12 protein-coding genes and 3 pseudogenes are annotated in these 14,399 nt (G+C 63.8%); 7 read left to right on the plus strand and 8 right to left on the minus strand.

Going from position 1 to position 14,399, the window contains the following annotated elements; all coding sequences use genetic code 11:
* Positions 1-1,290, plus strand: coding sequence for a TetR/AcrR family transcriptional regulator (locus tag NS1_RS04260; RefSeq protein WP_082844220.1), 1,290 nt, complete (start codon positions 1-3; stop codon positions 1,288-1,290).
* 70 nt (positions 1,291-1,360) lie between these two features.
* Here NS1_RS04260 and NS1_RS04265 read toward each other — a convergent pair whose 3' ends face one another.
* Both NS1_RS04265 and NS1_RS04270 read right to left on the minus strand, forming a co-directional pair.
* On the minus strand, positions 1,361-2,506 hold the full coding sequence (locus NS1_RS04265; protein ID WP_062981817.1) for an acyl-CoA dehydrogenase family protein: 1,146 nt from the start codon (positions 2,504-2,506) through the stop codon (positions 1,361-1,363).
* Between the two features lie 39 nt (positions 2,507-2,545).
* Positions 2,546-2,818, minus strand: a complete 273-nt coding sequence (locus tag NS1_RS04270) for an aldehyde dehydrogenase family protein (RefSeq protein WP_056820546.1) — start codon at positions 2,816-2,818, stop codon at positions 2,546-2,548.
* Between the two features lie 232 nt (positions 2,819-3,050).
* Here NS1_RS04270 and NS1_RS04275 point away from each other — a divergent pair, with 232 nt between their 5' ends.
* From NS1_RS04275 to fadD5, 3 genes and pseudogenes are all read left to right on the plus strand, one after another.
* A complete protein-coding gene (locus NS1_RS04275) occupies positions 3,051-4,037 on the plus strand; it encodes an NAD(P)H-dependent flavin oxidoreductase (protein WP_062981819.1) in 987 nt (328 codons plus the stop codon).
* Positions 4,034-4,840: an enoyl-CoA hydratase-related protein gene (locus NS1_RS04280; RefSeq protein WP_062981822.1), complete on the plus strand. Its 807-nt coding sequence runs from the start codon at positions 4,034-4,036 to the stop codon at positions 4,838-4,840. Before NS1_RS04275 ends, NS1_RS04280 begins: the two co-directional genes overlap by 4 nt.
* 23 nt (positions 4,841-4,863) lie before the next feature.
* A pseudogene (gene fadD5, locus NS1_RS04285) lies at positions 4,864-6,445 on the plus strand (fatty-acid--CoA ligase FadD5).
* A gap of 117 nt (positions 6,446-6,562) precedes the next feature.
* Here the strand turns inward: fadD5 and NS1_RS04290 are convergent.
* A complete protein-coding gene (locus tag NS1_RS04290; protein ID WP_169812741.1) occupies positions 6,563-7,666 on the minus strand; it encodes an acyl-CoA dehydrogenase family protein in 1,104 nt (367 codons plus the stop codon).
* A gap of 328 nt (positions 7,667-7,994) precedes the next feature.
* Between NS1_RS04290 and NS1_RS42690 the strand changes: the two are divergent.
* The 3 genes and pseudogenes from NS1_RS42690 to tatB all read left to right on the plus strand — a co-directional run.
* Positions 7,995-8,363: pseudogene (locus tag NS1_RS42690) on the plus strand (RsbRD N-terminal domain-containing protein); the annotation flags it as partial.
* Positions 8,364-8,393: 30 nt separating this feature from the next.
* A complete protein-coding gene (locus NS1_RS04295; protein ID WP_255284415.1) occupies positions 8,394-9,176 on the plus strand; it encodes a PucR family transcriptional regulator in 783 nt (260 codons plus the stop codon).
* Between the two features lie 14 nt (positions 9,177-9,190).
* Complete coding sequence (tatB, locus tag NS1_RS04300; protein ID WP_062981828.1) at positions 9,191-9,601, plus strand: Sec-independent protein translocase protein TatB; 411 nt, start codon at positions 9,191-9,193, stop codon at positions 9,599-9,601.
* A 317-nt stretch (positions 9,602-9,918) separates the two neighbouring features.
* Here tatB and tatA read toward each other — a convergent pair whose 3' ends face one another.
* From tatA to NS1_RS04320, 5 genes and pseudogenes are all read right to left on the minus strand, one after another.
* Complete coding sequence (gene tatA, locus NS1_RS04305; RefSeq protein ID WP_062982308.1) at positions 9,919-10,179, minus strand: Sec-independent protein translocase subunit TatA; 261 nt, start codon at positions 10,177-10,179, stop codon at positions 9,919-9,921.
* Between the two features lie 190 nt (positions 10,180-10,369).
* Positions 10,370-10,548, minus strand: a pseudogene (locus NS1_RS04310) (oxygenase MpaB family protein); the annotation flags it as partial.
* 250 nt (positions 10,549-10,798) lie between these two features.
* Complete coding sequence (locus NS1_RS41500) at positions 10,799-10,921, minus strand: hypothetical protein (protein WP_255284416.1); 123 nt, start codon at positions 10,919-10,921, stop codon at positions 10,799-10,801.
* A gap of 193 nt (positions 10,922-11,114) precedes the next feature.
* Entirely contained in the window at positions 11,115-12,347 is a 1,233-nt protein-coding gene (locus NS1_RS04315; protein ID WP_063816067.1) for a PucR family transcriptional regulator, read from the minus strand.
* Between the two features lie 399 nt (positions 12,348-12,746).
* Positions 12,747-14,393, minus strand: coding sequence for an acyl-CoA synthetase (locus NS1_RS04320; protein WP_062982310.1), 1,647 nt, complete (start codon positions 14,391-14,393; stop codon positions 12,747-12,749).
* Between the last annotated feature and the right edge of the window lie 6 nt (positions 14,394-14,399).

A 14,399-nucleotide genomic window follows, 5' to 3' on the forward strand; every position in this document is an offset into this window, starting at 1 on the left:
ATGACAGGCAAGATCATCGGGAACTCACTGTCCCCGCGTGGAACAAAGGGTAGGACGACGAGCAACCAGGCAGACGAATCCCCCGCGGATGCGCCGACCCGCCAGGTCAGGCGCAGGCCGAAGAATCGTCGTGCCCAGATCGCGGCGGAATCGGCCGCCGCCTTCGGCGCGCACGGGTACCACGGTGTGAGCATGGACGACATCGCGCGGCGCCTCGATATCAGTTCCACCGCGCTGTATCGGCACTTTCCGAGCAAATACGCGTTGTTCCGGGAAGAACTTCTGCGGTTGTCCGGGATAGCCGTCGGCGCGGTCGAGCTACCCGGCGAGGCCGTCGACTGGACGCCACGCCAGCGCGTGGATCATGTGCTCGACGCCATCATCGGCTTGACCATCGCCAATCGGCCGACCGTGGCGCTGGCCCGCTGGGAGCGCCGCTATCTCGAGCCGGCCGATCTTCAGGAGTTCACCGATCAGTTCGCCGTGGCCATCGCCACGCTGCGCAAGCTGATCGGCGAGGTAAGACCCGAGTTGGACGGTCGAGACCGGGCGGTTCGCGCGGTCTCGATCTTCGCTGTGGTGAGCAGCATCGGCGACCACCACGCCACCGTACCGGCGAAAGCTCTCGCCCGGCTGCTCCATACGACCAGCTGGACGCTGATCGATGCTGATCTCAGCGGACTCGACAGCACGAAGCCTGCCGATCCCGAGAGCGAGCACACGCAGCCGTTCAAGCATGATCTGCTGCTGGGCAAGGCCGTCGAGCTGTTCCACGAGCGCGGTTATCCGAATGTCAGTATGGAAGATATCGCCGCCGCCGCGGATCTGTCGGCCGCATCGGCGGTGTATCGCTACTACCGCAGCAAGAGCGACCTGCTGGTAGCGGCCTTCCGGCGCGCCGCTGACCGGGTGTCGGGAGCGATCGCGCCCGCGGTGGCCGCTGCGGATACTCCCGCTGAGGCACTCGGCACCCTGATCGACCTCTATGTCTCCGGTTCTTTCGCCGAGCGCGCGCTGACCTTCGTCTATTACGCCGAGTTCAGCCATGTCGACCAACCCGATCAGGTAACCCTGCGCCATCTTCAACAATTGATCATCACCGAATGGGCGAAGTTGGTCGTAGAGGCCAGACCGGACCTGTCCATCGGCGAGGCCCGAATCCTCGTACACGCGGCGTTCAGCCTCGTAGTCGACCTCGGGCGCACCTTCGGCGACCACGGAATCAGTCCACAGGAGACTGTGATCCGCTTGCTCGAGACCATTCTGCTCGGTCAGCCCCTACCGCGGTAGGCACCGACTCACGCCGTAATTCAGGGAGCGTCCGACCATGACCGGTCGGACGCTCCCTTCATTCTGCGTCTCAGAGACCGTAGGTCTTGCCGATGATATCGCGCTGGATCTCGCTCGTACCACCGAAGATCGTCGAGACCAAAGCACCACGGACATGCTTTTCCATGTCGAACTCGCGGGCGTAACCGTAACCACCCATCATCTGCATCCCCGCCAACGCGACCTGTTTAGAGGTTTCGGTGGCCTTGAGCTTGGCCATCGACGCCTCCCGAGCGAAGGTCTTGGTCGGATTCGCATCCACCGCGGCCGCGACGCTGTAAACCAGCAGTTTGGTGCACTCGATCTCGGTCGCGAGGTCAGCGACGCGGTGACGCAACGCCTGGAACGTCCCGATCGGCCGACCGAACTGCTTACGCTCGGAGACGAACTGCAAGGTGTCGTCGAACGCGCGTTCGGCCGCGCCCAAACTCATCGCGGCCAGGATGAGCCGTTCGAAGTTCAACCCCGTCATCAGCTGCCGCCACCCGTTGCCGACCTCACCCACGACCGCGTCTTCGGGCAGTAGGCAGTCGGTGAAGTAGAGGTCGTTGGTTTCTTTCTGGTTGCCCATCAACTCGATCGGGTTGATCTTCAACCCCGGGGTACCGGCGGGCACATGGAACATGGTCAAGCCCTCGTGCTTGCCGCCGCTACGGTCGGTGCGGGCCACGAGCAGGATGTTCTCGGAGATATGGGCGTTGGAACACCAGGTCTTCTGCCCGTTGATCAACCAACCGTCGGTGGTCTTCTCCGCGCGGGTGGTGATGTTACCGACGTCGGATCCGGCTTCGGGTTCTGACATCGAGATCGACTGCGACGCACCACGAACGATCCCGCGCAACACGGTGTCTTTCTGTGTTTCGGTACCGAACTTGGCGTAGGCGCCACCGGTGATCAGGGTCGGTCCGATCGCGCCGATCGGGAGCAGCCCACGCATGGCTTCCTCGAGCAGGATGCACATGTCGACCATCGTGGCATCGGAGCCACCGTATTGTTCGGGCACGGTCAGGCCCAGCCAGCCGAGTTCGGCCATCTTGGCGTAGAGACCGGCGTGGTGTTGCTCGGCGTCGTGTTCGGTCAGCGCGTCACGCTTTTCCCTGGTACCTGCCTCGCGTTTGGCGAACGCGGCGACCGCCGCCGCGAAATCCTGCTGTTCCGGGCTGAATTCGACGCCCATAGTGAAGTTCTCCCTTGTTTTCGATGAGTTGAGGATCAGCTACCGGTGCGGTAGCGCAACGTGGTGACGCGGCGGATGAGTCGCATCGTCGATGTTGGCGATCAGATGCTTCGCCCATCGCCGCAGCGCGGCCTTTCTGGCCTTGGCGCCGATGCCCGCCCAGCGGGACGCGGCCGCGCGAGCGCATGCGACGGCGTCGGCCACAGCGGCCTCGTCGGCGACCGGCCGACGACCGAGAATCTCACCGGTGACAGGATGGTGGGTTTCGAGAAACTGCTGTTCAACGGCCTCTGCGACAAGAGATTCAGTCATCGTTGACTTCTTTCGGCAGGAGTCGGATCGGGCCGGTCCGCACACACCCGATCATCGGTCGACCAGGGTGGACCCAACGCTTTCACACTTGCCCCGAGTTCGTTGACAGGAACGCTCCAGCTCGGTTAAGTTAACAACCATTCTCAATAAGTTAATCATGATTCTAGCCGGATGCAAAGAGCCCATGGCTTCTCTGCCGCCGGCGCAGAACTCCTGAGCGGAGAGAGGCTCCATGCTGCGCACCCGATTCACCGAGGCCTTCGGTGTCGAGCACCCCATCGTGCAGGGCGGGATGATGTGGGTCGGCCGTGCCGAACTCGCGGCCGCGGTCTCGGAGGCGGGTGGTCTCGGCATCATCACCGGACTGACCCAGCCGACCCCGCAAGCGCTCCGCGAGGAAATCGCCCGGACCAGGGACCTCACCGACAAGCCGTTCGGGGTGAATCTGACGATCCTGCCTTCGATCACTCCGCCGCCCTATGCGGAGTACCGCCAGGCGATCATCGACGGCGGCGTCTCGATCGTCGAGATCGCCGGTGGCAACCCGGCCACCCACCTGCCCTATCTCAAAGACGCGGGCATCAAGGTGCTGCACAAGTGCACCAGCGTCAAGCACGCGCTCAAGGCCCAGCAGGTCGGCGTCGACGCGGTGAGTATCGATGGCTTCGAATGCGCCGGTCACCCCGGCGAGAACGACACACCGGGCTTGGTCCTGATTCCCGCCGCTGCTCGCGAGATCGAGATCCCGATGATCGCCTCCGGCGGCATCGCCGATGCTCGTGGACTGGTCGCCGCCATGGCGCTCGGCGCGGACGGCGTCAATATGGGCACCCGGTTCCTGTGCACCATCGAGTCGCCGATCGCGCACGTGGTCAAGGAACAGATCGTCGCCAACACCGAGCTCGACACCAAGCTGATCTTCCGGACCTTGAACAACACTGCCCGAGTCGCCGACAACGCCGTCAGCCGCCAGGTTGTCGAGATCGAGCGCGGTGGCGGCACGTTCGACGATGTCCGCGAACTCGTGGCAGGTGCTCGCGGCCGCAAGGTCTACGAGGACGGCGACCTCGACGCGGGCATCTGGAGTGTGGGCCAGTGCCAGGGCTTGATCCATGACATTCCCACCTGCGCAGACCTGGTGGCGCGGATCGTGCGCGAAGCCGAGGCGCTCATCGCGGGGCGCCTGTCCGGGTCGATCGTCGAAACGGTGGCCCGATGAGCCAGAGCATTCTGGTCGAGGAAGCAGGCGGCGTCCTGCGCCTGACGATCGACCGCCAACCACGGCTGAACGCGATCGATCTCGCGGCGATGACCGAACTGGGCGATCTCATCCGCGCGGCCGCGGATCGGCCCTCTGTTCGGGTGATCGTGCTGACCGGTGCGGGCACAGCGTTCTGCACGGGCGCCGACCTGGCCGCCGCCGCGGCCGCCGGCGGCAACGAGGCGGCACCGCAGGTCGTGATGGACAGCGCCAACGCGGTGATCCACGCGATCATCGCCTCGCCGCTTCCGGTGATCGCTCGCGTCAACGGGCCTGCCGCCGGTGTCGGCGCCTCGATCGCACTGGCCGCCGATCTCGTCTACGCGGCCGACAGCGCCTACCTGCTGCTGCCGTTCACCTCCATCGGTCTGATGCCCGACGGCGGAGCGACGGCGGTCGTCGCCGCCGCGATGGGTCGTGCCAAAGCCGCGGAAATGGCGCTGCTCGGCGCCCGACTGCCCGCTGCCGACGCCGCCGCGGCGGGCTTGATCACTGGATGCGTGCCCGCCACCGAACTCGACGATCTGGTCGACTCCGTCGCCGCCCGACTCGCGGCGGGTCCGCGCCGCGCGCTGCAACTGACGAAGGCGGCCATCAACGCGGCGACGCTGACCGAACTCGATGCCGCGCTCGCGCGGGAGAAGGACGGACAGATCGAGCTACTCACCTCCGCGGACTTCCTCGAAGGAATGACCGCGATGCTGACCCGTCGCGCGCCGAACTTCACCGGCGCCGTGCATCCGGTCGCCGAACCGGCCTAACCTTCCGCGCCTTCGAGGAGACGATGTTGTCGACAGAACCCCTGCGCTCGCGACGCAATCACTGGATGAACCAGATCGCGATCCACGCCACCACCATGCCGGACGCTCCCGCATTGCGTTACCTGGGCAAGACCCTGAGCTGGGGTGAATTGCACTGGCGGGTGGGGCGTTTCGCCGACGCGCTCGCTCGCCGCGGCGTCGGGCCCGGCGACCGCGTGATGATCCTGATGCTCAACAACACCGAGTACCTCGAATCGGTGTTCGCGATCAACACCCTGGGCGCTATCGCGGTGCCGGTGAACTTCCGGCTCACTCCGCCGGAGATCGCCTACCTGGTCGCCGACAGCGGCGCCGCCGTGATCATCACCGACGCGGCGCTCTCCCCTCTGGCCGCCGCGGTAGCCGTCCAGTCCGCTGATCTGCGTACTCATATCGTGGTCGGGGCACCGGCCGACGACGGGGTGCTCGGCTACGAGGACCTCATTGCCGAGAACGGCGAACCGCACGAGCCGCGCGATGTCACCGAGGACACCGCCGCCCTGATCATGTACACCTCCGGCACCACCGGAAACCCCAAGGGCGCGGTCCTGACCCACCTGAACATGAATTCGCAGGCCGCTCACCTGTATTCGCGCCATGCGCTACAGCCCCGACGACATCGCCTTCTGCGCCTCGCCGCTGTTCCACATCGCCGGTTTGGGCAGCATCGCGTCGTGTTTCGTCCTCGGTGCGTTGACGGTGATCCATCCGCTCGAGGCCTTCGACGCGAGCGAAGTGCTCGACGCCTGGGAAAGCGAACGCGCGACCTCGGTGTTCCTCGTGCCCGCCCAGTGGCAGGTGGTGTGCGCCGATCCGACTGTCGCACAGCGCGATCTACGGCTGCGGGTGATCAGCTGGGGCGCGGCCCCGGCCTCCGACACCGTGCTGCGAGCCATGGCGCAGACCTTCCCGAACGCGCTCAACGTGGCAGTCTTCGGGCAGACCGAGATGTCGCCGATCACCTGCGTCCTCGACGGCGAGGACGCGATCCGCAAGCTCGGCTCCGTCGGCAAGCCGATCCCCACCATCGCCACCCGCGTCGTCGATGACGAGATGAACGATGTCGCCCAGGGCGAGATCGGCGAAATCGTTTATCGCGGACCGACTTTGATGCGCGAATACTGGAACAACCCGCGCGCGACCGCCGAAGCGTTCGCGGGCGGCTGGTTCCACTCCGGTGATCTCGTTCGCCTCGACGAGGAGGGGTTCGTCTACGTCGTCGACCGCAAGAAGGACATGATCATCTCCGGCGGCGAGAACATCTACTGCGCCGAGGTCGAGAACGTCCTGTTCGCGCACCCGCGGATCAGAGAAGCAGCAGTGATCGGCCGCGTCGACGACAAATGGGGCGAGGTCCCGGTCGCTATCGTGGCCGTCGAGGACACCGACGACATCAGTCTCGCCGACCTCGAACCGCATCTCAACGCCCACCTCGCCCGCTACAAGCATCCGAAGGCCTTGGTGGTGGTCGACGCACTGCCGCGCAACGCGGGCGGCAAGGTCGTCAAGCACGAACTGCGCACACTGCACGGCTCGCCGGGCTTGACGCCCGCGGTCATCGGCTGAGAAAGCCCCGCTGTGGGTTTCGGCGGTGGTCCACTCGGCAACTGAGCCGAGGTGGCCACCGCCGAACGCGTTGAACAGCAGCGCCGATCGCGGGCTCTGCTCGGCCGTGTTCCGAGATCAGAGCGAACGAACATGTCGATGCAATCTCGACAGGACCGCGTCATCGGTAACTCCCAGCACCCCGCAGATCCGTAGCGAGCGGTCGACCACCCGGCCCACCGCTTCGACGACGAACGTTGTCGCGATCGAGATCGCCTGTGCCGAGGGCTCCCCGACATCGAACAGCAGACAGGCCCGGTCCACGAGTGCCCGAGCGGCCAGAATATCGACCTCGTTGTCGACGATGAACTGCTCGACCACACCTGCGCCGCTTCCTACCGAGGTGCGCGCGGTCGACCGTTCGACGGCGATGTCGGCGGCGCGACGCGCCGATCCCATCCAGTGCATGCAGGCGGTCAACGTCACCGGTCCGACCCTGGCCAGGGCATAGTCGACGGCACGGTCCACCTCGCCGAGCACCGCGTCCTCGCCGACCTCGAGATCCTCGAACACCAACTCGCCGTCGCCACCGAACGTCCGTGCCCGATGGGAATCGACATCGCGACGCAGCGTGTAGCCCGGAGTGTCGGCGTCCACCACGAACATCGTCGTACCGCCGCGAGATCCGCCACCAGCGCTGGTATGTGCGGTCACGATCGCGACGGAGGCGCCGACGGCACCGCGGACGAACCTCGACCGGCCGTTGATCACCCATCCGGCACCGGTGCGCTCGGCCATGGTGGGCAGCCCCGATCGCCCGGTCCTGGCCACGACCGCCGATTCGGTCGATACATAGCAAGAACGGATGCGTCCGGCCGCCAGCGGGATCAGGTATCGATCCTGTTGTGCCGCCGATGCCAGCTGTTCGAGCAGAAAGATGTTGCCGTCGTCGGGCGCGGAGCAATTCAGCGCGAGCGGCCCGAACAGCGAATACCCGGACGCTTCGACAATCGGAAGACGATCGCGCATGTTCAGGCCCGAACCACCGAATTCGGTGCCTATCTGAGGAGCGAACACACCGGCCGTTCTGGCAGCCGTGTGCAGCGCCGCACGGACGTCATCGGGCAAATCGGAAGCAATGCCGTGAAATCGATCTTCGACGTCGATCACAACGTCGCGCACCAGCAACTCGGTGCGCATGGCCAGGTCCGCGACAACGGAGCGGCCCGACTCCGCGGACACCATGATCCTCCCGCACCATCGCCGACCCAACAACCTTAAGTTACCAGCCATTTTCGCTATCGATTGCCGGAATTCGACTGTGTACTACCACTATAGCGTGTTCACGGGAAGTCATGTTACTGTTTATTCTGCATCGAATGCTCGGAACGCGATGCACCGCACGAGCTGCCGCTAACGTAGTCGGTTCGCCTGTGCGGGCCCCGCCTGCCCGACTGACTCAGCTCGAGCACAGCGACGGATCCTCATGCGAGGCCGATATCAGTCGCAGAGTGCTGATTTCGGGTTCACCCGCCGAGTCGGTCGAGGATCGCGGAAAGGGGTACCAACGATGACAATCCCATCCGACAATGCCGCATGGCGGCCAACACTGCACGATGTGGCATCGTTGACCGATCAACTCGTCATCCATTTCATCGACGATGTAGCGACGTATGATATTTCGCCCGGCACGCCGATCGCGACGAGACTCGGAGCAATCACCCGGGCTTCTCTCGAGGTCGCGCAAGGGATGCTCGAGGGACGCGACATCACGCACGAACTCGGAGAACTCGCGATCATCGCCGCGGGATTGGCGGGCGAAGGCGTACCCATCGACCTTGTCCTGCACGGTTTCCATGAAGGCATACGGCTCGTTGTCGGCCAGATGTTCGTCCAGTACCAGGATTGCACCCGCGAGACTGTGATCGATGGATTCCAGATCGCCATGACGATCAGTGATCAGCTCTGCATGACCGTTGCTCACGCGTACATCGGCGAGCACGGCGGAGCAAGATTCGGACCGGACGCAGAGCGGACTCTCACTTCCGCCCTACTGGCCGGCCAGTGGACACCCGCGATGGCCCGCAAATGCGGCATTACCATCGCTGCCGCGTACTCGGTGCTCGCCATCGCGATTCGAGCAAACCCGGACGCCGGGATCGCCTTGCACTACCTGCGCAGGTTGCGGAAAGCCCTGAACCGACACAGCGACGGCCAGGGTTTGGCGCGGCTGTCTGCCGACGGCGGGACGGTTCTCATCCCGACCGAGGCGGTGGCCGAGCACGAACTCGATGCACTGGTCGCAGCGTTGGCGGAGGCGGCACAGGTCGAAATCGTCGCAGCAGTGGTATCGGCGCCCACCGCCGATATCGCCTCAGCAGCGAAAACCGCACACGAAATACTCGAAGTCGTCGAGCGACTCGCCTGCGCACCTGGCCTCTATCGATTCGGTGAACTGGCACTGGAATACCAGCTTTCGCGGCCAGGACCAGGCCTTTCCCGGCTCGGCGACTTGTTGGCGCCGCTGGAGCAGTATCCCGAATTGCGCAAAACACTACGGGTGCACATCGCCAACAACTTGAACCGGGCACAGACCGCGCGAATCCTGAATATCCACGCCAATACCGTTGACTACCGACTTCGCCGAATTACCCGGCTCACCGGGCTCAACCCGGCGCGGGCATCGGATCTGTGGCAGTTGCGGTCGGCGATGGTCGTCCGAGACTGCCGCGACGACGGCCTAGAGAATTGATGGAGTCCACGTAGATGTTCAGCAACGTCGGGTGGAGCGAGACGATCATTCTTGTCATCGCCGCCCTCATCATCATCGGCCCCGAGCGCCTGCCCGGCGCACTGCGCTGGACGATCGACACTGTCCGCCAACTGCGAGACTTCGCCGGCGGCGCGACAACACACTTGAGGCAGGAAATCGGCCCGGAGTTCGAAGAACTCCGCAAACCCCTGGCCGAGCTCAACAAGATGCGCGGCATGTCGCCTCGATCGCTGCTCACCCAACATCTCTTCGATGGCGACGATTCGATACTGCGTGACATCGAGGGTGCGCTACCCACCACCGGAGATCTCGACGTGGTCAGTAAGCCGGCTCCCGGCCCCCCGGCGACCGAACCGCCTTCATCGTCGGCGCCGCACGGGTGGCAAGCCACCGACTACACCTGAGAAGGCCCCCGGGGAGCCGTCTCGTCGTCGAGCAGATCGTCGCCCTCGGCCACTGCGCGTCGGCTGCGCCGCTTGTCATTGATTCGGGCGAACTACACCGCCACTTCGAACAACACAGTCAACGCGACAGCCAGAACCAGCATCGAAATCGGCGCGTCGAGGGGTCGAGCGCGCAGTACGGCCCGAGCAATACATCGCCAGGCTCTGGATGCCGAGAACCGCATGCGCGTAACGGTAGGCCCTTCGGGAGTGCGGCTCGGTCGACGACAGTGGGGTACCGAAGTGAGCAGTCGCCCACTTCGGTACCGACACAACGCTCAGAGCGTCTTCGATCGGTAAGCCATCGGTTCACTGAACGGTGCTGTGGTCGGCTGTGCCGACGCAGCCAGCCCTTCAGGCTCACGCGGCCGCTCGCTCGCCGAGTCCGCGTCCTCGGACTGCATCTGACTCACCTCGCTCTTGAAGATTCGTAGCGACCGCCCGAGGCCGCGAGCGGCATCCGGCATACGCTTCGCACCGAAGAACAGCACGAAGACAGCAGCGACTATCAACCAATGCCAGACGCTGAACTGACCCATCTTTACCTCCTGCATTCGACATGGTCGGCTCGGAATCAATCCGATTGCGAGCCGGGGAATTCCGAGATTCAGCTCAGAATATCCACCTCATTTCGGCCGGTTGGTCTGAGGGATCTCGATGCTGATCGTGCGCAACTCGAGCAGGTGGAGCAGCGCTGCCTGACGCAAGAACTCGTCGAATAGCGACGAAGACCGTGCTCATCATGCCGCTGGCGAACCCGTACAGAACGCGAGGTAGAGCCCACGCTTCTTGTTGAAATCGATGGCGCCGGCCAGTCTTCCCTGGTCGGTCCACGACGGAGGTTTGTGCGCGTTTTCCATGAAATCACGCAACTCACTGGGCAGTCCGGTCGGCAACGCCTGGCCGTTCTCGGTACTCATATTGTCCACGTTCAGCTCCATCTCGAGTACACACACAGGCAATGATGCGATGAAAAGTGATTCGCTTCTGCGTATTCCAAGAACAACATGTCGTGTCTTCACATGTCGTAAAAATGCGGGTGTGACATCGCACAGCCACTGCCGTGAGCCAGACACGTTGCCGATATCAATGGAATTTCTTCACAAATTCTGAATACGGCCTATGAACAATCAAAACAAATGACCGCTGACTACCGGCTCAGATCGTATTCCACGCGAGCGCAGGCACCTGGTCAGGCGTTACCGTGCCGACCACCTCGATCCCTGTCGCAGCGAGCACCTCGGCAGCGCGCTCGATGTGATCAGCGGAGCTGATGACCACCGCTTCTCGTATGCCGATCGCCCGCAGGAGCCGCGGTGGCGCCGGACGGCATCCTGAGCAGTGCCGCGACAATTGTCGCCGTGCAGACCAGCGGAGCGGCAGTCGATCGTTCCCCGCCGGAATGTTCCGCTGGTTCCATCAATTCGACCACCAAAACTCTGATAGTCAGCCGCCGAATTGCGGACGATGCTGTCTATACGATGACACCGTGACCGACATCGTTCTCCTGATAGTTCGCTTTACGCACGACCAGCGCCGACTGTAGATACCAGAGCCCGTCGGCCGACGAAGGATCGAAGCCCGTGAGCTTGCTGATTCCTTTCAGTCGATAATCGATGGTATTCATATGAACACTGAGCTGTCGCGCGGTTCGGCGACGATTCAGATTGTTGTCGAGGTGCGTGCACAAGGTCTGCATCAGAACAGGGTGATCATCGAGCGGGTTCAGTATCGCTTCGAGGTGTCGACGCACAGGAGATGGCCTGGTCAACTGATATTCGACCGCCAGATCAGCGAAACGAAACAGGCCAGGTGGACGCTGCATTCTTTGCGTCAGATCCAAGAGTTCGTACAGCTGATCAACGGTCTCCGGAATTTCCGTCGGCGAGGCCTCCGCACAGGTCGCGGTCATCTCGAGTCCGGCCACAGCGGACAGATCAGCCAACAAGTTGTCGAGATCCCCGGCTTCGGCCGACGGTATGAGTACGACACCACCGCGCACGTCGAGTCGCGACAATGAACGCACCGACCAATGCGAATCCAGGGCCGACCGGATATTGCGTATCATCCGCCGGACGTCCATCTGGGTAACAAAGGTGTCGGATCTGCCGTCGCTACGGGCTGGAAAGTGCACCGCCAGCACGGAATAGCTCTCGGCGATCTCGAAGCCACTGCACCGCGTGATCGCCGAGGTGTCCTGCCCGCCGAGCAACGCGACCGCTAGCGCGTTTCTGGTCCGCTGATCCTCGACGACCTCTGACTCGACGTGGTCGGCGTACGCCAGCGATATCGCCGCCGTGACGCTGTCCAGCATTTCGGTCGCGAGTTGGCGCACTACCGTCAGCTTCTGCTCGTCGGTGCCGACCAGACTCGAGGCGATCTGCTCCAGACTGGTTTCGAAACCCTGATCGATCGCGCGATCGATCACCTCGCTCGGCACCTCGGTACGCGCCGGCGGCGACGCGGCGATGCGATGTCGAACGCTGTCGCCTCGCCCACGGACCGGAACTGCGGCCAGTGTGGAACCGGATGGTAGAACATCAACGGTAGCCAAGGCACCATCGCTGACGCCACCGCGCCGCGTGGCCACACTCTCGAGCATGCGGGCGACCAACTCGTCGGCGAGCACTCGGACTCTGATGGAGGATTCTGCCGTGGCCGCACGGGGCCGTACAGAATCGATTCTTGGTGAATAGTCGGTAGTCATCGATGACTTCCTCACTGCGTTCAACGTCGCCTCTCGGCGGCGATGGCTGGCAAGCAGTCTCCCACGGCGGGTACTCCAGCACAAGGTTATGTTAGTCCTCATTCCAGCCTGCCGAGGTTCGAATCGGCCCTACCCTTCACCGCTCCGACGCCTCTGCCCTCACACCTGACACATCGAGCTTCGCCTCAAACATGACTCAACGCAACGATTCTCGCTGGTCAATGCCGGGCGTAACACAGCACCAGACACCCGAGCGAACTACATCGAGAGCGAGGCGGACAGGCAAGCTCGGCCTAAGTTACTGTACATTCCTACTCAAAGGTGACGGTTTCGTCCGCCCGCGACCGTCGATGTCGTCGACAAGGTGGATCTCGATATCTCGAGCCATCTATTCGGCCCTCACCACGGGTCGGCGTTCTCGAGCTTGCGACGAAGCAGTTTGCCAGTGGCGTTGCGTGGCAACTCGTCTACGAACACCACGTCCCGCGGGACCTTGTGCCGCGCGAGGGCCGCCTTGACGTGATCCTTTATCTGCTGCGCGTCGCACGAAGCACCCGGCGCGGGCACGACGAACGCGCGCAAGCGTTTTCCGAAGTCGCGATCGTCCACCCCGACGACCGCCGCCTCGAGGACGTCGGGTCGTTCTACGAGCAGGTTTTCGACCTCGAGCGGAAAGACGTTCTCTCCGCCGGAGATGATCATGTCGTCGTCTCGACCATCGATGAACAGCCTTCCGGCCGTATCGAAATGGCCGACATCGCCACTGGACTGCATCCCGTCGACGATCTCCTTACCCGTGCCGTCGGTGTAACCGCCGAAACTGAGTGCGCTGGCGACGAAGATGGTGCCGACCACGCCCGGTTCGGTGACCCGACGGCGGGCTTCGTCGTAGATCGCGACCCGACAGCCCACGGGTGGACGACCGACGGTGCCAGGTGCTTCACGCATGTCGTCGGGTGTGGCGACGGCCGCCACCGCGACCTCCGTCGAGGCATACAGGTTGTAGAGCACCTCGCCGAACGCCAGCGCGGTACGCCTGCTCAAATCGGGCGAAATGGAGGATCCGGCCGCGAAGATCACCTTCAGCGAGGAGGTGTCGTATTCAGCCAGCACGGACTCGCCCAGATCGACGATGCGCTGCAACATCGTGGGTACCAGTACCAGCGTGCCCGCGCGATGGTGTTCGATATCGGCGAGCGTGCGGCGCGGGTCGAATTTCCGCTGCTGCAAGACGATCGTGCTTCCCAGTGCCCAGCCCAGGATCAGCTGGGACAGACCGGTGCCGTGGAATGCCGGCGCCGCGAGCACCGTCGTACTCGCCCTCGGCAACGGGATCCGGTCGAGGAACTGCGCCGATTGCAATGGCGACACTTTGCCTCGCGGTGCACCTTTCGGTGTTCCGGTCGTGCCGCTGGTCAGGACCACGATCCCGCCGGGCTGTTTGGGACTCGCCGGCGGGCGGGTGCTCTGACCCGCTCGAACATCATCCAGAGTGAGCTGTCCATGGCTCGCCCAGCCGTCATCCGAGGTTAGAATAATGGGTAACTTATCGGGCAGATTGCCGAAGCGGTCGAGAAACTCCGCGTCCAGCAGGATCGCGCCGACGCCTTCGCGCTCGGCCACCGATACCAGCTGCGGCCCCGCCATTCCCGTATTGAGCAACACGATTCGCGCACCCAGCTTGCCCGCGGCGAGAAGCGACAAGACCATCCCCCGATGGTCGCGACACAGTGCGGCCAGCACGGTGTCACTCGTGATCCCGCGCGCGGCAAGGCCGTTGGCCACCGCGTTCGACCTGCGGTCGAGCTCTTCGAAGGTCAGCGGCCCCCGCTCGTCGACGATGGCAGTGGCGGCGCCGTTGTGGCGAGCCGCGTGCGCGAACGCGGTGACGACAGGACCGAGCACTGTCGCGTCCTTGGCGGTGCGGAGCAGTTCCACCGGGTTCTGGAGTTCGATCGCGCCGCTCCTGCGCAGGACCCCGACGGCGGACAGGCCGTCGGACATGGTTCTGACCAGGGCTGCGGGCATACTCGGGATCGCCGACATGGACAC

The organism is Nocardia salmonicida NBRC 13393 (genome assembly GCF_001613085.1).
GTDB lineage: Bacteria > Actinomycetota > Actinomycetes > Mycobacteriales > Mycobacteriaceae > Nocardia > Nocardia salmonicida.

Coding starts and splice junctions, on each gene's coding strand:
- NS1_RS04260 (WP_082844220.1), top strand. CDS start 1: ATGACAGGCAAGATCATCGGGAACTCACTGTCCCCGCGTGGAACAAAG.
- NS1_RS04265 (WP_062981817.1), bottom strand. CDS start 2,506: ATGGGCGTCGAATTCAGCCCGGAACAGCAGGATTTCGCGGCGGCGGTC.
- NS1_RS04270 (WP_056820546.1), bottom strand. CDS start 2,818: ATGACTGAATCTCTTGTCGCAGAGGCCGTTGAACAGCAGTTTCTCGAA.
- NS1_RS04275 (WP_062981819.1), top strand. CDS start 3,051: ATGCTGCGCACCCGATTCACCGAGGCCTTCGGTGTCGAGCACCCCATC.
- NS1_RS04280 (WP_062981822.1), top strand. CDS start 4,034: ATGAGCCAGAGCATTCTGGTCGAGGAAGCAGGCGGCGTCCTGCGCCTG.
- NS1_RS04295 (WP_255284415.1), top strand. CDS start 8,394: ATGACCGTTGCTCACGCGTACATCGGCGAGCACGGCGGAGCAAGATTC.
- tatB (WP_062981828.1), top strand. CDS start 9,191: ATGTTCAGCAACGTCGGGTGGAGCGAGACGATCATTCTTGTCATCGCC.
- tatA (WP_062982308.1), bottom strand. CDS start 10,179: ATGGGTCAGTTCAGCGTCTGGCATTGGTTGATAGTCGCTGCTGTCTTC.
- NS1_RS04315 (WP_063816067.1), bottom strand. CDS start 12,347: ATGACTACCGACTATTCACCAAGAATCGATTCTGTACGGCCCCGTGCG.
- NS1_RS04320 (WP_062982310.1), bottom strand. CDS start 14,393: ATGTCGGCGATCCCGAGTATGCCCGCAGCCCTGGTCAGAACCATGTCC.